The following is a 17,574-nucleotide window of genomic DNA, read 5'->3' as shown; positions in this document are numbered from 1 at the left end:
TAGGCCGGAGGGAACAGATGAAGGGCGACTGTTGCTGTCATGATGGCAACAGTCGTTTTTTTGTGTGATGTGCTCGTTACGGAAAGAGAGGCTACGCCAGCTGGTTTCGCCTATTCTTTCTTGTACACATCAACGCCGTATTGGGACATGCGTTTGCCGGAATCCGTATAGTGCTTGCGGATGGTTTTTTCCAGAGTGGCAGGCTTGCCGGACTTCAGCGCTTCCAGGATTTCGAGATGGCGCTCGTATACCTGCTGCGGCGTGTACAGGGTTATCCAGTACTTGTAGAGCAGGAATTTGGAGATCCCCTGACAGGAGCGGCGGCACAGATCAATGAGCAGTTCGTTGTCTACGCGGGAAAACAGAATGTTGTGAAAGGTGTTGTCAAGCTGGGTCAGGGAGTCCGGGCTTTCTCCGGATTCGGCGACCTTGCGCATGCCCTCAACAACCTGTTCCAGATGGGTGATGTCTTCTTCCGTATAGAGCGGCAGTGCCTGCGTTACCGCTGCCGCTTCAAGCACGCCACCGGTGAAGTAGCTGTCCTCGATCTGTTTTGCCGTCAGCGCCGTCACATACTTGGCCTTTTGCGGCTCAGACTGAATGAGTCCTTCCCGCATCAGAAGCTGCAGGGCTTCCCGGATGGGCGCACGGCTGATGCCGAGCTGTTCCGTAAGCAGTACTTCCTTGATCTGATCGCCGGGAGAGAGCTCTCCCTTCAGAATGGACTGCTTGACGTATTCAGCGACTTGTTCGCTATAAGTGAGCTTCTTGATGCCACTCATGGAATCTCCCGTGCTGAACGGACCTTCTATGTGTGCGAGGATTGTGCCGGTTAATAGTGCCATATATACTGTTAAGTTACTGGTTGTCGAGTTCGATCTGCTGAACCGAGTTGAAGGGAATGCTTGCGCCCAGAAATTGCTCACCTACACGGGCAAATCGCTGCAGGGCATCCGTAACGTAAAATGTTGTGGAGCCGTTATTGTGCTCCTCTTCGCCGAATTGCAATGAGAAATTGGCAGCCAGTTCTTCGGCGAGACTGTCGGCGGGGTCCACAAGAACCACATCCGGACTGACGATGTCGCGTATTACCGTGCTGAAACGGGAAAAATGTGTACACCCGCAGATGATGCAGTCCGGATTGTACGGTGCAAAATCGGCCAGAAGTGGCTCAATATACTTGCGAACTGCCATAGCGGCGATGTGATCCTGAGTCCACCCCTCTTCGGCCAGCGAAACCAGAAAAGGGCATGCACGGGAGCGGACCTCGGCAGCGGGCAGTATCTGTGCTATGGCCTTTTCATAGGCGCGCGATGCCACCGTGCATTCCGTGCCTATCAGACCAACTCTGCCGGAGCGGGATGCTTGGGCGGCAGCCCGTGCTCCGGCGTCCACCACGCCGCGCACCACAATGTCGGGAAAGGCCTGCTGAACGGCCCCCAGGGCCACGGAGGAAGCCGTGTTGCAGGCGATGACTATGCAGTCCGCACCGGATTGGACCAGGAATCTGGAGGCCTGCAACGAGTACTCGATGATGGTTGCCGGACTCCGCTTCCCATAGGGCAGGCGGGCTGTATCCCCGCAGTAAATATAGTCGAGCCAGGGCATGGCCGCCTGCAGGCGGCTCAGCACAGAAAGACCGCCCACGCCGGAATCGAACAGGCCGATGCGGGGGAGCCGTACTTGCTGCACCGGCAGCATTTCACAGAGAATTCCCTGCGGGGAAACCTGCGGGGTAATGGAACCGTCAAGCATCATGGGGCTGGTTAATAGAGGAATGCGTGTTCGGCTTCATCAAAGGCGAAGCGTTCTTCCAGCTGGGCTTTTGCCTTGGCGGCATCCGCCGCGAGCAAGGGGATGGCATGGCCGAGAACAGCCATGTATCTGGAAGCGTCGTCCGCAGTGAAGGCCGGAATGATCCATTCACGGATGTAGTCTTCGGCAACAAGCATGGACAGCACCGCGCTGGTGCCGGGCATGATGCCGCCTCCCCCCACCTGATCGTGCATATGGGCACTCATGAAGGTTACACCGCCTGCATCCTGACTGACGATAATCGCCAGTTCACCCATGAGCTGTACTTTCTCTGCGGATGTCTTCGCGCTTGAAAACGCCGTGCCTATCTCGACAATGCGTCTGCCGAGCTCCAGTTCAGCAACTCTGAGTTCTCCCTTGTGGCGAGGATAGGCCGAGTCCGAGCAGAGAAAAGGCAGGTCTGCCGTCTTCACTCCGGCAAGCAGGGCTTCGTATACGTAGCGGTTGTCCGCCTCGGCATTCATGCGGACCCACATGCGGCTATGGTCCACTCCCTGACACAGGGAAGGAACGAAGGCCTTGCTCTCCAGAATGACGGTCGGCAGGCGGTCCAGTCCGAGTTCGCGCATGACGCGCCCCTTGTCGCCAAGGGCGATGTTGCCTTCCAGATCTTCATCCGGACCGAGTCCGCCTTCGTTGGCATTGGTCATGGCCAAAACTGAGACAGGGGTGTCGTTCATGAGTACCCGTGCGCCGATGCAGCCACCGATTTTACCAGGCATGTCTTCGTGGCCTTGAACGACGGCATCAGGATACTTGACGGCGAAGGTGTTCATGACGGCCAGACAGCATGCAGCTTGCAGGGCAACGGGTGCTTCAAGCACGCCCTGACCGTAGATGCGTCCGAACACGCGGAAGGCGGTGGACTGGCTGTAGGCGGCATCAAGGCCGATGGCCGAGAGCATGCGGGCCGCCTCGTGCGGGGTGAATCCCCGTCGGGCTGTTGCGCATCCCGTGCCACCGTCTCTGGTGGTAACGGTTACCGTGCCGGTGCGCGCATCTACAGAGGCGGCAGTAATGGTGGTGTCGGCAGGGTATGCCTGCCTGATAATCCCGATGGCCACGGCGAATCCGGCGGAATCATCCTGCACAAATCCGTTGTGGCTATGAATATGGCCAACTCCGGCATGGCCGGAGATGCCGATTATGCTGTTTCCGTTGGGATTGGGGTATATCTGCATGAAAAATCTCCGGGTCCGTCCGCCGCTGGAGGTGCCGGCGGACGGACCCTTTACCGGTTAGAGGCCCGGCAACCAAAGTGTCAGAGGCGGGAAGAAGACGATGACAAGCAACGCCAGAATCATGGTGAACAGGAAGGGAAGCACGGCCACGCTCAGCTTTTCGATGCTGATGTTACCTATGCTGCACCCCACGAAGAGGTTCACCCCTACGGGCGGTGTCAAGAAGCCCATGGAAGCACAGACGATCATGACGATGCCGAAGTGAATCGGGTCCATACCCAGCACCTTGACTACAGGCAGCAGGAGAGGGGTCAGGATCAGAATGTTGGCCAGTGCGTCCATGAAGGTACCCATGATCAGCAGGAAGGCCAGAATAATCGGGATCAGGATATACTTGTTGTCGGAGATGCTTACGAGGAAGTTCACCAGCATGTCCGGCACGTTGTAGAAGAGCAGAATCTGGCCGAGTGCGGTAGCCGTGGCAACCACGAGGAAGATGGAGGCCGTGGTCAGGGCGGTGCCCTTGAATATCTCGGTGACCTTGTTCCAGCTCAGCGTACGCAGAATCAGCCCTTCGGCCACAAAGGCGTACAGAACAGCGATAACGCCTGCTTCCGTGGGGGTGGTCAGGCCGCCATAGATGCCGCCGAGAACGATGAGCGGAACCATGAGGGCGACAATGGAATCCTTGAAGGCGATCATGATCTCCTTGAAGGACGCGCGGTCTCCGGTGCCTCTGTAACCGTACTTCTTGGACAGAACATAGCTGCATGCCATGAGGCAGAGACCGACGAAGATGCCGGGAACAACGCCCGCAATGAACAGGTCACCCACGGAAACACCTGCGGTGGTGCCGTAGATGATCAGCGGAACGCTGGGCGGAATCATAACGCCCAGACAGCCCGCAGCAGTGTTGACAGCGGTGGAGAAGGAGGTGCTGTAGCCTTCCTTCTTCATGGACGGGATCATGATGCCGCCCACTGCGGCAACCGTAGCCGGAGCAGAGCCGGACAGGGCGCCGTAGAACATGCTGGTCAGGACCGAGATATGAGCCATGCCGCCGGTGATGTGGCCCACAAGGCCCTTGGAAACGGTCAGCAGGCGCTGGGCCATACTTCCCTTCTGCATGATCTCGCCCGCCATGATGAAGAACGGGACGGCCATGAGCGGGAAAACGTCCAGAGAGTTGACCATTTTCTGAATCAGGAACTCAAAGGGGAGCATATCGCCGGCCCAGACGCCTACGATAACGCTCAAACCGATGGCAACGCCGATGGGCACGCTCAGGAACAGAAACGCGGCGAGTGCCAGAAATGTAAGGAGGATAGCAGTATCCATATGTTAAGACCTTTTAATTGCCGGACGGGGAATCAAAGGTGATTTCGCCCCGGAGGATGGAAAGAACACGCTGTGCGGTTCTGAGAGCCATGAGGCCCATGCCGACAGGAACACTGAGGAATACCCAGTACATTTGAACTTCAAGGGCAGGGGTTTTCTGCCCGGTACCAGCGAGGAAGTCGACCATCTGAAAGCCCCACACGGCTGTACAGACGCAGAATCCGATGGTGCAGACATAAGCGGCCAAGGTTACGTACTTGGCGAATGTCGGACCAAACAGAGTGCGGAGGATGGTCACTTCAAGATGTCTGTCCTTCTGCGTGGCGTAGCTGCAGCCCACATAGACCGACCATATGAAGAGATAACGGGCCAACTCTTCGGACCAGTCCAGCGAGCTTTGCAGAACATATCGCTGAAAAACCTGAACAGCGATAATCAACGCCATTCCGCCCAGACAGGCAGAGGAGACAATCCCTTCGACTTTATCTAACAAGTTTTTACTCATGGCACTCTCGTAGTTGCTTCTTTGATATTGGCCGCCGGGATTGAGAGGATGCCCGGCGGCCAAAGCAGGCTTGCTATTCGCCGGCGATAGTCGCCTTGGCGCGTTCAATCAGATCTTTGCCGATGCGCTGTTCGAACTCCTGGTAGACACCAGCAGTTGCTTCAGCCCAGCGGGCACGCTCTTCGGGGGTGAGGGTGTAAACGGTGACGCCCTTGTCCGCGAGCTTGGCCATGATTTCCTTTTCACCTTCGCGGATAAGCTTGCGCTCGTAGAGTTTGCTCTCTTCGAAGGAGTCGAGGATGATCTTCTTGTCTTCAGCAGACAGGGAGTCGAGGAAGCGCTTGGAAATCATGACCAGGTGGGGGCTGTAAAGGCTGTTCACCATGGTCAGGTTGTTGTTTACTTCAGGGAAGTTGTTGTACCATGCGAGGTTCAGGTCAATGTCGATGCCGTCTACGGTCTTCTGCTGCAGAGCGGTGTAAACTTCACCCCAGGAAATGGGGGTGGAGTTCATGCCCAGAGCCTTCAGGGTGGCGATGTGTGCCTTGGAAGGAGTGGAGCGGATCTTGAGGCCCTTGGCATCTTCCAGCGTCTTTACGGTGCGCTGGTTGTTCCACAGGTTGCGGAAGCCGATTTCAATGTAGCCAAGGCCGATGATGCCGGTCTTTTCCAGAGCCTTGGCGGCGTTCATGCCGATGGGGCCGTCGGTGATCTTGTCGGTGGACTCGTAGTCGGGGAAGAGGAAGGGCAGATCGAAGAGCAGGAAGTCATCAGAGAAGGGGGCCAGGTTGGGGGTGGAGGCGGAGCCCATCTGCAGCATGTTGTACTGCAGGCCCTGCACAACGGCGTCGAAGTTACCGAACTTGGAGCTGTCGTAAATATCAACGCGGAACTTGCCGTTGGTACGGGTTTCAACCAGTTCCTTGAATTTTTCAAAAGCCTGCCCCATGGGGTGCTGGGGAACGTTAGGGTGGGCCAGCTTGATGACGGTGGTACCGGCGACTGCGGCGGTGGTCATGACTATGACGGCCACAAATGCGATCAGCAGGGTGTAAATGCGAGACATCTTCTTTCTCCTTTTCCGAAGCAGTCTTCCTGAATCGCTGCTTCACATTACAAAACAATACCTTGGTGCCTTAACCCATTATTAATAGGCCTGCGTTCGCAATAAACACAGGCCCATTCTACAATTAGTCGCGGAAGGTATCCAGATATGCGTACAGGGCCGGAGAGCCGCCGGTGTGCAGGAAGAGCACATTGGAGCCTTCGGGGAAGTGGCCCTTGCGTACCAGATCGATCAGCCCTGCCATGGCTTTTCCGGAGTACACAGGGTCGAGCAGGATGCCTTCGGTGGAGGCCAGCAGCTTGACGGCTTCAACCATACCTTCGGTGGGCAGGGAGTAGCCGGGGCCGACGTAGGAATCAAAGCATTCCACAGCTTCAGCGGGGATGCTGCCCTTGACGCCTACGAGTTCTGCGGTTTTCTGAGCCAGCTTGTGGACGATGCCTTCCTGAACGTCCTTGGGGCGGCTGACGTTGACGCCGCTGACCGGAATGTTGGCATTGCAGCCAACCATGCCGACCACGATACCGGCGTGGGTGCCGGCGGAACCGCTGGGAACAACCATGTGGTCGATCTTCAGGCCCATCTCGAAGAGCTGCTGCAGCACTTCTTCAGCACAGGAAACGTAACCGGTGGCGCCGATGGTGTTGGAAGCGCCGCCGGGGATGATGTAGGGCTTCTTGCCTTCAGCTGCCAGCGTTGCGGCCAGCTTTTCCATTTCGCCCATCATGTTGGAACCGCCGGGAACCACGGTGACGGACTTCACGCCCATGAGCTGAAACAGGAAGTTGTTGCCGGATGCTTCGGGCTTGTAGCTGCCCTTCACGCGCTCTTCCAGAACCAGATGGCAGTCCATGCCTTCCTTGACGGCCCAGGAAAGGGTCAGGCGGCAGTGGTTGGACTGCACGGCACCGCAGGTGATGATGGTGTCGGCGCCTTTTTCCAGTGCGTCGGCAATGCAGAAGTCGAGCTTGCGGGTCTTGTTACCGCCGGCACAACCGGGCAGCAGATCGTCGCGCTTGATGAACAGGTTCACCTTGCCGCCCAGGGCCTTGGAGAAAGCCGGAACAGCCTCGATGGGGGTGGGGGTCTTCACATAGCCGCGGCGGGGAAACTTTGCGAGGTTCATAGGAAGTTCCTTAATCTCGATTACTTAAGGTTGATGATGCATTCCACTTCAACGTCCGCACCCAGAGGCAGGGCTGCCACCTGAAAAGCGCTGCGGGCAGGGAAGGGCTTGTTGAAATATTGTGCGTAAACGCCGTTTACGGCCTGAAAGTCGGCAATGTTGGCAAGGTAAACAGTCGTCTTGACGGCATTGTCGAGCGAAGTGCCCGCTTCTTTGGCAATGGCGCTCAGGTTCTTGAAGACCTGATGCGCGCGATCTTCGATGCTGCCCTCCACCATCTTGCCGGTGGCAGGATCAATGGGCAGCGCCCCGGAAGTGAACAGAAAGTCGCCGGCAACAACGGCCTGCGAGTAAGGGCCGATGGCTGCCGGAGCGCCGGGAGTGTCGATGATTTGCTTGGTCATCTTGCGTTTTCTCCAGTTGGTGTGTTTTGTCACAATGTCCAAATGTTGAATGTCCAAATGTCGACATTTGGACATTGTGATTCCCTCCTATCCGCGATAAAACTCCGTGTCAACAGAATTGTACGTTATTTCACAAGGCGCTGTGCGTTTGAAAAGATAACCTGCGGATATTCAAAATATTCGTGAGCGGAAAAAATGGTGATCTTGAGAGCGTTGCTCTCGAATGAGGTGTCCCGGAGCAACTTTCCGGGGGGAGTTCGGTATCGGATATTCTCAATTTCGAGGTGGTAAGCCTGGCAAATGGGATGTCTTGTGCAGGTATGGTTCCAGTAACAACCGGGATGGATCCCCAAGCCATGCAGTGATCGAAAGCTATTTGGCGTACAGGTATTCCAACTGGAGTAGGGTAATTCCTTTGCGCTTACGTTATTAATTTACCAAGCGCCTTTACCCATCTGTGCCTTGCAGGGTATGATTGAAAGGAGTCCTTTGTCACAATAGCCATGAATTGATTGCGGTTCGACCATTCTGCGCGGACAAGTTTGATGGAGAGTGCCGACATGTTCAACTCCATGAAAGTGATCATACTTCTCTTTGTTGCCGTTCTGGTTGTGACGACGGCTACCGGGGTTACTTTCTTTGCCCAAAGAGAAATCACCCGTAGTGCTTCGCAAACCGAGTTCAAGCATGCCCAAGGTCTTGTCGAGGCAGTCTATCTGAATGTGGTGAATGAATATCAAAGTCTTATATTCTATGAACAGACAGCTCTTGAACGTAGAAAGCAGGAGTTAAGGGCCGTGATGGACATTGCATATGCAGTTGTCCAGAGATGCTATGCTAAATACAAATCCGGAATTGTATCTGAAAGTGCAGCAAAAGAAGAAGCAAGGGAGGCGTTACGTTCATTTCGATATGACGAAGGGGTTGGATATATATGGCTTAACAATACTGAAAGCCCAATCCCAAAACTTATTATGCACCCAACGCTCCCTGAACTTGTGGGCAAACCAAATGATGATCCAAAATTCAACGTTGCCATGGGGCCGGATAAAAATCTGTTTGTTGCTTTTCGTAAAACCGTGGAAAATGGCGGAAGCGGTTACGTAAATTATTTGTGGCCTAAACCGACTCCTGGAGGCCTTTCATCTGATCAACCCAAACTTTCATACGTCAGAATATTCAAAGAGTGGGAATGGATCATCGGAACAGGTGTATATATCGATGACATCGAGACAGATGTAACGAAACGGCGCAATGCCATTCTGCAAGAACTTCAAGACACATTCTCAAAGATCACAATTGCAGAAAGCGGGTATATGTATATTTTCACAGGCGAACGGAATTTTATCATCCATCCGCTCTATACGAACGTCGAAGGAAGACAGCTCTTAAACCATCTTACAGGTCGTCCGTTGCTGGAGGAACTGGTTGAGGCCAGTCAAGGCGACGGAACATATGAATATCTTTGGGATAAACCCCCAGATCATGTGGGTGAATTTCGATTTCGGAAACGCGGGTATGTAAAGTACTTCACGCCGCTGGATTGGTACATATGCGCGGCTGTGTATACAGATGAATTGGAAAAGCCGGGACTGGAGTTGCGTAACAAGATTATATTGCTTTCCGGCACTATTCTCGTATTCGCTCTTTTGACTGCAGCCGCATGTTCCGGTCGGATAGTGTCTCCCCTGCTACGGCTTACCGCTGCCGCGAAAGCCATTCGGGAGCGCGGGGTCTATGCCGTAGACATTCCCGTAAGCGGTCCTTCTGAAACAAGGGAACTAGGCATAGTCATCAATCAAATGCTGGAATCCATCACCCGGAGCATGAAGGAGAAGGAGCAACTCGTCAGCGAACTGGCAGAAGGTAACAGGGAGTTGGTTGCCTCAAACGAACGACTTGAGACGGAAATCGCGGAGCACAGGCTGGCCAAGGAAGAACTCACTAGGCTGCGCAATCATCTCAAAAACATTATCGACTCCATGCCCTCAATTCTCGTCGGGGTCGACAAGGAAGGCTTGGTAACGCAGTGGAATGCGGGAGCCCAACACGCCATCGGATTTACCTTTGAAGAGGTTCAGGGGCGCCCTCTAGCCGATGTTTTTCCTGTACTGGCACGTGAAATGGATCGCGCTCGTACTGTCATACAAAACGGACAAACCGACGAACGGGCCCGCGTTCCCCGTGTTGTAGAGGGCGAAACACGCTACGAGAACATCACGGTTTATCCGCTTATGGAAAACGGACTGGAAGGGGCGGTCATCCGTTTGGACGATGTGACGACGCGGGTGCGCATCGAAGAAATGATGATCCAGACTGAAAAAATGATGTCAGTAGGCGGACTGGCTGCTGGCATGGCGCACGAAATCAACAATCCTCTCGGCGGTATCCTGCAGGGGGCACAGAACATTGAGCGCCGGCTTTCGCCAGATTTGCCGGGCAACATCACAGCCGCTGAAGAATGCGGCCTGCCCTTCGACGCCATGCGCCGCTACATGGAAGACCGCAAGATACTCAAGATGGTGAGCGGCATTCGGGAATCAGCGGAGCGTGCCGCCCAAATCATCGCCAATATGCTTGACTTCAGCCGCAAGAGCGAAGCTCACCAAACCTCGTCCCTGTTGAACGAGCTTGTCGACAAGGCGGTCGATCTGGCCTCGCAGGACTATGATCTGAAGAAGAAATACGATTTTCGTCAGATTGAACTCGTCAGGGATTATGAAGACAATCTTCCCTATGTCGTTTGTGCACCGACCGAAATTGAGCAGGTACTGCTCAACCTTTTCGGCAATGCCGCGCAAGCCATGAGTGCCATGGGAGAAAGGGAAGAGCCTTCGCGCATCACGATCAGGCTCAGGCAGGAGGGCGGATTTGTGGTCACGGAAGTCGCAGACAATGGGCCGGGCATGCCTGAGGACGTTCGTAAGAGGGTATTTGAACCGTTCTTCACCACCAAGCCGAAAGGGATCGGAACCGGGTTGGGTTTGTCTGTTTCATACTTCATCATCACTCAGAACCATGGTGGTGCTTTTTCCGTCGAGTCCAAGGTTGGAGAGGGAACAACCTTCATTTTCCGCCTACCCATCAAGGCATGACGACTTACCGTATATCAACCCGTATATCAGCCAACGAAAGCGCTCAGGACTTAGTTCTGAGCGCTTAATTTCTATGGAGCCAGTAGTTAGAATCGAAATGACGACCTGCTTATTACGAAAAATCATCTTTCTTAATATGTTGTAAATATTGATACTTTTTGTTTGTCTGTGTGCCGTTAGGGGGAGTTTACGTAGGGTGGCAAATGCTGTGTGGCTTTACATGGAATAGAATGGCGAGTAATTGGGGGCTGATTTGGCTGGGGGGTAAGGCCTATATCAGTCCCTTTGGGGGAGGGGAACTGATGAAAAACAAAGAATGCCGCACAGGTGTGGCTTCAGGAGAAAGCATGCAAATAAAGAAAGAAATGAGCGTTGTTATGTTTATGGTGGTTTTGTGTTTACTTCTGGTCGCTCCCTCAGGGAGGTGCGCGGACGAAGCGCCTGCGAAGTTTGTTATGACCGTGCCGTTGTACGAGGGGGTGCTCAAATTTCCTCTCCCGGCGTGGATGAAAGCGAATCAGTCTATGAAAGACCTACAGGTAATGGAGAAGAAGAAGGATGGCTTTTATGGGCTTTTGTTTACTCCGAAAGGGGAGGAGTTGGATAGTTGGACGAGGTTTTATGGCGTGTTTGGGATGAATTTCTCTGAAGACTGGACCGTTGCCAGATTTATGGACGAGACGCTTGGCAATATGCAGAAGGCCTGTAAGGAGCCTTGGAAGATTGTTCCTTATGACGAAACGGAGAATACGCGATTGATAAGTGCGCAGTGCTCCCAGCTTTCGGATGCGATGGTGCGGAATGGAAGAAACGTGGAGAGCAATTTTTTGTATGTAGGGAAGGTGAATCATACCATGGTCAAGGTGCAATTAGTTTGGCGCGGGACCCAAGAGGAGGCTGCGTCCGAGTTCTGGCCTACCAATGAAGCTGTTTTGCAGGAAACTCTTACGCGTATGAAGAGCATAAGTCTGCTCAAGCGGTAGTAACTGTACTGGGGGGATTGGTTGATTTTTTGGTATTTATATGGAGTTGTTTAACACATCTCTTTTATTGCTTAACCCCATACAGCTTGAGTAATCGTTGTAGATTTCCCCAAGTTAGTGTCACTCGATGTGGAAATGATTTGGGGCGAATTGGCTCAGGTGTCTTGCGCCAGGGCTGTTCCACGAGACCTAGATGGGAAGGCAGGTAGGGGCTGAGTCCTCTGTATTCCAGAGTGTATATCAGGAACGAAAAAGCGCTCAGGACATTGTCCTGAGCGCTTTATTTCAATGGAGCCAGTAGGCAGAATCGAACTGACGACCTACTGAAGCTTCTTAAGCATGAGATTTTCGCGTAAATCCCGGCGAAGATATTCCGCATGAGGGAATAGCGCTGCACCGACAGGTATATCACTGGCCTTGGAATGGAGCGAGGTCCATATGAGCGCATCAATGCAATCACAGGCAGTTGCGCGACGATTTCATGTTCACCATGCGCCCTTGTTGACTGATGCCGGCAACGACTTCATCGTTGCCGGCATTTTTTTAAGTGGCTCTTCGTGCTAAAACGTCATAGGAAGCCTGCCGATGAAAACCGGATACTATCAACCGCACAAGGTTACGGCATGAATAAGAATCAGGATTGGCGATTTGTACGGGCCGACAAAGAGGCCGCGTTCGCGCTGGGGGCGTATGCCCTGTATTTTCTCTGGTGGTATGCCTGTGCCTACGGCATGGGCGACGGCTCTCCCGAAAACTACTCGTACGTATGGGGGCTGCCGGAGTGGTTTTTCTACAGCTGTATCGTGGGGTATCCGCTCGTTACGGTGATGCTCTGGGTCATGGTGCGCTTCCTGTTCAAGGATATGCCGCTGGATGACGACCCGATTGAGTCTACGCTCGAACCCGAGGGGGCTCCCGACCGCGAACCCCATGCGGGGGGTGAATCTCGGGAGGGGCGCGAATGAATACCTCCCTCATGACGATTATTCCCGTGGTGCTGTATCTGGCGTTTTCCTTCGCCGTGGCACTGTGGGCGCGGAACAGGACGGCTTCCCGGGCCACCTCGAAGGGGGTGCTTGAGGACTATTACATAGGCGGTCGCTCCATGGGGGGCTTTGTGCTCGCCATGACCATCATCGCCAGCTACACAAGCGCAGGCAGTTTTGTGGGCGGCCCCGGCATTGCCTACCGTCTGGGGTTGAGCTGGGTTCTTCTGGCCATGATTCAGGTGCCAACCACCTTTCTGACCTTGGGCGTGTTGGGCAAGCGTTTTGCCATCGTAGCTCGCAAAACGGGGGCGGTGACCCTGACGGACTACCTGCGCGCCCGTTACAGGAGCGACGCCGTGGTCCTCCTTTGCTCCGCTGCGCTGCTTGTCTTCTTCATGGCAGCCATGCTTGCCCAGTTCATTGGCGGCGCGCGGTTGTTTCAGGCGGTCACCGGTTACCCTTACATCGTCGGGCTAGTTCTGTTCGGCATCACCGTGGTGCTCTACACGGCTGTGGGCGGGTTCCGCGCCGTCGTGGTTACCGACGCCTTTCAAGGGATCGTCATGGTGGTGGCGGTGGTCGTGGTGCTGCTGGCCGTCATCAACGCGGGCGGCGGCATGGAGCAGTGCGTCGCCTCGCTGAAAGCGATTGACCCCGGCCTGATCACGCCTACGGGGCCGAATGATGCGGTACCCCAACCCTTTATCCTGTCCTTTTGGATACTGGTAGGTCTTGGCGTGCTGGGACTTCCCCAAACCACGCAGCGGTGCATGGCCTACAAGGATTCCCGCGCCATGCACGACGCCATGGTCATCGGTACGCTTCTCATTGGGTTTATGATCCTGTGCGCCCATCTTGCCGGTGCGTTGGGGCGGGCTGTGCTGCCCAATCTCGCCGCAGGTGACCTCGCCATGCCTTCCCTGATTGTGGAGCTGCTCTCACCTTTCTGGGCGGGAGTGTTCATCGCCGGTCCGCTCGCCGCCATCATGTCCACAGTGGACTCCATGCTGTTGCTGGCCTCCGCCGCCATCGTCAAGGATCTCTACGTCCACTACAGGCTGCGGGGCGATGCTTCGCAACTGCAGCCTGTAACGGTGAAGAGGATGAGCCTTGCCTGTACGGCGGTTATCGGCACGGTTGTCTTTGTCGCCGCTCTGGAGCCGCCGGACCTGTTGGTCTGGATCAATCTATTTGCCTTCGGTGGGCTGGAGGCCGTTTTCCTGTGGCCCATAGTCTTGGGGCTGTACTGGCGTAAAGCCAACGCCAGCGGTGCCGTGGCATCCATCGTGACAGGTGTGGTGGTGTTTGTCGGCCTTACCATCGTAAAACCCGACATGGGGGGCGTTCATGCTATCGTGCCCACCACGCTGGCTGCTTTGGCTGCTTTTGTGGCTGGTTCCTTTGTCGGCCGTCCGGTGAGCTCTGGCGTTATTGCGCTCTTTTGGGGAGAGAGGACGAGATGAGTCCGACCGGGTTGCAACTGTTCACTGAATGTCACTGAATGTCAGTGATTGTTGATGATTCGGTTTTTTGCGGTGGATATCTGGTAGGTATCGCGCGTCTCACATTTCCAGATCCCCCTCCCCATATACCGCTCCACAAAAAAGCGCTCAGGACAATGTCCTGAGCGCTTTTCATTTCTCTGGACCCAGTAGGCAGAGTCGAACAGACGACATACCGAGAGGGGATGGGGAGTACAGCTCATGGCCTGATCGTTCTGGCTTGGAGATGTCCTTTACAAATATGTAAAATTTATATTTTCTCATAACTCATGCAATTCCTTAAAATTACATACTTTGCCATTATTAAGTGACATAATTGTAAAAACTGGCACTGTTATTGATGTTTTATCATGCTAAAATTATTGAATAATTTTGTGTCTGAGCTGTGGCACCTCCCTTGCAGTAAGTGCCTATGCACACCTCAGTACACGGACTCAAACTCTCGGCATTACTTGCCATCTGTCAGACCATCGATATCGCGTTGGATCTTGAGTCTGCGTTGGACGGTGTTCTACGCATCATGTCCGACCAGCTGAGCATGCAGCGCGCGACGGTCACCCTCTACGACCCCGGAACCGGACAGTTGTCTATCAACGCCTCCTATGGCCTGACTACGGAAGAAAAGCAGCGGGGGGTCTATCGTCTGGACGAGGGCGTCACCGGGCGTATCTTCAGAACCGGTGAAGCCTATTACGTGCCGGATATCAACAAGGAACCCCTGTTTCTGAACAAGACGGGTTCACGCAGCATTCAGCGCGGCATGATATCCTTCATCGGCGTGCCCATCATTCTGCACGGAGAGCCTATCGGCGTGCTGAACGTGGACAGGCTTTTTGAAGACGACATCGGTTTTGAGGAAGATGTTGATTTTCTCAAAGTAGTAGCCACGCTTATCGGCCAGTTTATCAGCCTGAACAAGAAGGTCATGGAGCGCGAGGCTGTGCTTAAGCGGGAGAATACTTCGCTTAAGTATCAGATCGCCAAGAAGAACAAGGGGCCATACATCATCGGGCAAAGCTCTGCCATGCTGGAAGTGCAGCGGCAGATGGAAAAGGTTTCGCCCACACCCGCCACGGTGCTGTTGCTTGGCGAATCCGGTGTGGGCAAAACGCTCATTGCGCAGATTATCCATGAACTTTCCGAGCGCAAGGGACATCCTTTCATCAAGGTCAACTGTGCGTCGATTCCCGAAAATCTGCTGGAATCCGAATTGTTCGGGCATGAAAAAGGAGCCTTTACGGGGGCGAACAATACCCGCCTTGGGAGGTTCGAAGAAGCGGACAGCGGCACCATCTTTCTGGACGAGATTGGTGAGTTGCCGATAGGGTTGCAGGCCAAGCTGTTGAGGGTGCTGCAGGACAAGGAACTGGAGCGCATCGGCAGCAACCGTACCCGTACCATCAACGTGCGCGTTCTGACCGCCACCAACAGGAATCTGGCAAGCCTTGTGGAGCTGGGGCAGTTCAGGCTCGACCTCTACTACAGGCTGAATGTGTTTCCCATTCGTGTGCCTGCACTCCGGGAGCGTCGTGAAGACATCCCCGGTCTGCTGAATCATTTCCTGCAAAAGATGGAGCGGGACTACGGGCGCAAGATGCACTTTACCCCCACTGCGCTGGACGCTCTGATTCAGTACGACTGGCCGGGAAACGTGCGGGAGATGCAGAACCTTATTGAGCGCGTGGTGATCATGGCCGATTCGGAACGCATCGGGTTCGACTTTCTCATGTCGCATATGGCGTTACAGAAAACGGAAAGGGTGCCGGAAGCGGTTGTCTCTTTCGCAGAAAGTCAGAAGCCGTGTGCCACGTTGAAGGATGTGGAGCGCAAGGAACTCATTGGTGCGCTTGAACGCAACGATTGGCTGCAGTATCGTGCTGCGGAGAGCCTTGGTTTGTCTGAAAGGCAGATGGGCTATCGTGTGCGTAAGTATGGTCTGGAAAGCCTGATCGCCGAAGGGCGTGCACAACTGCGCAGACAGCGGTCTTGATGTGAGCGCAGAGCACCGGGGAGAGAAATAGGGGGACTTCATTTGGTGAGGAAGCCCGCTAGGTGTGTGTATTGATACTATGTAAGGGCAATGCAATGCGTTGCCCTTATTTTTATGATGCTAAGCCCTCGCACTAGGCCGCGAACCAGAAACAATAGAGAACTCTCGCTGTTGCGGGGGCAGCGGCAACAACCGTTTAGTCCCTGCCCGTTGGGGGCAACAAAATGATGAGAATTTCTTTAACGATAAAGGGGCAACGCACTGCGTTGCCCCTTTATTACTATTCGCAGCAGTAAACCTCTGGCTAGCCGCACTTGGAACCCGTGCCGGTGCAGCAGGCTCCTGCAATGCCGCCGCGGCGTCCGCCAAGTTGGCGCATGTCGCCGGACTCGTACACGGCCTTCAGGGCATCTTCAATGAAGCCGCTGACCACATGGCATTTGATCTCGTGTTCTTCCAGCAGCATACGGGGTGTTTCGCCCATGGCGGCGGCCAGCACCGCACGGCAGTCCTTGAACAATGCGGCAAGTTGTGTCCAGCGCTGGGGACCGCAACCTGCAGCCGGAGCGGTGCGGGTGTCCACAAGACGATAGCCGCCGCTGTCGCGCGGACCCCATATCTGGAAGCTGCGGGCTTCTCCAAGGTGCTGGTTGATGAGCATCCCTTCACGGGTGGCGATGGCTACGTACGGGCGGGCGTTTAAAGCCTCAAGGGGCTTGAGCTTGGAGCATGCCTGCAGCGTTCCGCACAGGGCGATGGACTGGTCGTCACCCAGAAGGCCGACAGCATCGGCTCGGCAACGCTTGCAGTGAGTCATCTGGTCTATGAAACACTTTGCTTCCTTGCGTAGCGGAACAATGAGTTCGCCGGTGGGTTCTGCAATTTCCGCAAAGGGCGTGTCCGCAGTGGGTTTCAGTGGAATGATGTTCTGTATGTCCGCACCCCACGAAGCCGCAACCTTGGCGACTTCCACGATGTGGTCATCATTGACGCCGGGGATGACAATGGAGTTCACCTTGACGATGATGCCACGGTCCTTGAGTCCCTTGATGGCGGCGAGCTGACGGTCGAGCAGTATGGCTGCGCCCTTTTCGCCACGATAGACCACATTGCCGTCCTTGACCCATGAGTAGATCTTGGCGCCAATGGCCGGATCAACCGCAGACATGGTGATGGTCACGTGCGATACGCCCAGTTCGGCGATATCATCCAGATACGGCAGGATTCCCATGCCGTTGCTGGAAAGGCAGAAGAGCAGGTGAGGGTGCTTTTTGTTGATGAGCCGCATGGTCTCCAGCACCTCGGCAGGATTGGCAAAGGGGTCGCCGGGACCGGCAATGCCTGCCACAGTGATGCGCGGTTCCTTTTCCAGCACCTTGTCCATGTATTCCGCAGCCTGATACGGCTGCAGCACGCCACTGGTCACGCCGGGGCGGGACTCGTTCACACAGTCGTACTTGCGGTTGCAGTAGTTGCACTGGATGTTGCACTTGGGAGCTACGGGCAGATGCACGCGGCCGCAGCTTCCGGCCGTTTCCTTGTTGAAGCAGGGGTGTTTGCTGGTATCCTTGGTAGTCATG

At 54.8% G+C, this 17,574-nt stretch carries 14 protein-coding genes; 5 read left to right on the top strand and 9 right to left on the bottom strand.

All coding sequences use genetic code 11. From position 1 onward, the window contains the following. Positions 1-110: 110 nt before the first annotated feature. The 8 genes from N1030_RS07335 to N1030_RS07300 all read right to left on the bottom strand — a co-directional run bounded on the left by N1030_RS07335 (position 111) and on the right by N1030_RS07300 (position 7,435). Positions 111-782: a GntR family transcriptional regulator gene (locus tag N1030_RS07335; RefSeq protein ID WP_265828598.1), complete on the bottom strand. Its 672-nt coding sequence runs from the start codon at positions 780-782 to the stop codon at positions 111-113. Positions 783-858: 76 nt separating this feature from the next. Then, positions 859-1,758, bottom strand: a complete 900-nt coding sequence (gene murI / locus N1030_RS07330; RefSeq protein WP_265828597.1) for a glutamate racemase — start codon at positions 1,756-1,758, stop codon at positions 859-861. 8 nt (positions 1,759-1,766) lie between these two features. Beyond that, on the bottom strand, positions 1,767-2,996 hold the full coding sequence (locus N1030_RS07325) for a hypothetical protein (protein ID WP_265828596.1): 1,230 nt from the start codon (positions 2,994-2,996) through the stop codon (positions 1,767-1,769). A gap of 57 nt (positions 2,997-3,053) precedes the next feature. Then, positions 3,054-4,334, bottom strand: coding sequence for a TRAP transporter large permease (locus tag N1030_RS07320; protein WP_265828595.1), 1,281 nt, complete (start codon positions 4,332-4,334; stop codon positions 3,054-3,056). A 13-nt stretch (positions 4,335-4,347) separates the two neighbouring features. Next, positions 4,348-4,839, bottom strand: a complete 492-nt coding sequence (locus N1030_RS07315; protein WP_265828594.1) for a TRAP transporter small permease — start codon at positions 4,837-4,839, stop codon at positions 4,348-4,350. A gap of 73 nt (positions 4,840-4,912) precedes the next feature. Beyond that, positions 4,913-5,905: a TRAP transporter substrate-binding protein gene (locus N1030_RS07310; protein WP_265828593.1), complete on the bottom strand. Its 993-nt coding sequence runs from the start codon at positions 5,903-5,905 to the stop codon at positions 4,913-4,915. Between the two features lie 124 nt (positions 5,906-6,029). Next, complete coding sequence (cuyA, locus tag N1030_RS07305; protein ID WP_265828592.1) at positions 6,030-7,031, bottom strand: D-cysteate sulfo-lyase; 1,002 nt, start codon at positions 7,029-7,031, stop codon at positions 6,030-6,032. Positions 7,032-7,051: 20 nt separating this feature from the next. Further along, entirely contained in the window at positions 7,052-7,435 is a 384-nt protein-coding gene (locus tag N1030_RS07300) for a RidA family protein (RefSeq protein ID WP_265828590.1), read from the bottom strand. A gap of 560 nt (positions 7,436-7,995) precedes the next feature. Between N1030_RS07300 and N1030_RS07295 the strand changes: the two genes are divergently transcribed. The 5 genes from N1030_RS07295 to N1030_RS07275 all read left to right on the top strand — a co-directional run bounded on the left by N1030_RS07295 (position 7,996) and on the right by N1030_RS07275 (position 15,994). Next, the gene (locus N1030_RS07295) at positions 7,996-10,530 is read left to right on the top strand and encodes a cache domain-containing protein (protein ID WP_265828589.1); all 2,535 of its coding nucleotides are present in this window, start codon (positions 7,996-7,998) and stop codon (positions 10,528-10,530) included. Positions 10,531-10,832: 302 nt separating this feature from the next. Further along, complete coding sequence (locus N1030_RS07290) at positions 10,833-11,513, top strand: hypothetical protein (RefSeq protein WP_265828588.1); 681 nt, start codon at positions 10,833-10,835, stop codon at positions 11,511-11,513. A gap of 623 nt (positions 11,514-12,136) precedes the next feature. Then, positions 12,137-12,478 carry a YhdT family protein gene (locus N1030_RS07285; protein WP_265828587.1) on the top strand — a complete coding sequence of 114 codons (342 nt, stop codon included), beginning with the start codon at positions 12,137-12,139 and terminating at the stop codon, positions 12,476-12,478. Beyond that, positions 12,475-13,965: a sodium/pantothenate symporter gene (gene panF / locus N1030_RS07280; protein ID WP_265828585.1), complete on the top strand. Its 1,491-nt coding sequence runs from the start codon at positions 12,475-12,477 to the stop codon at positions 13,963-13,965. The genes N1030_RS07285 and panF overlap by 4 nt, the downstream gene beginning before the upstream one ends. A gap of 451 nt (positions 13,966-14,416) precedes the next feature. Then, positions 14,417-15,994: a sigma 54-interacting transcriptional regulator gene (locus N1030_RS07275; protein ID WP_265828584.1), complete on the top strand. Its 1,578-nt coding sequence runs from the start codon at positions 14,417-14,419 to the stop codon at positions 15,992-15,994. Positions 15,995-16,298: 304 nt separating this feature from the next. Here the strand turns inward: N1030_RS07275 and N1030_RS07270 are convergent, their stop codons facing one another. Beyond that, positions 16,299-17,573, bottom strand: a complete 1,275-nt coding sequence (locus N1030_RS07270) for a radical SAM protein (RefSeq protein WP_265828583.1) — start codon at positions 17,571-17,573, stop codon at positions 16,299-16,301. Between the last annotated feature and the right edge of the window lies 1 nt (position 17,574).

This window comes from Desulfovibrio mangrovi, assembly GCF_026230175.1.
Taxonomy (GTDB): Bacteria; Desulfobacterota; Desulfovibrionia; order Desulfovibrionales; family Desulfovibrionaceae; genus Halodesulfovibrio; species Halodesulfovibrio mangrovi.
Note: the sequence above shows the minus strand (reverse complement) of the source record. Positions and strands in the feature narration are given on the sequence as shown.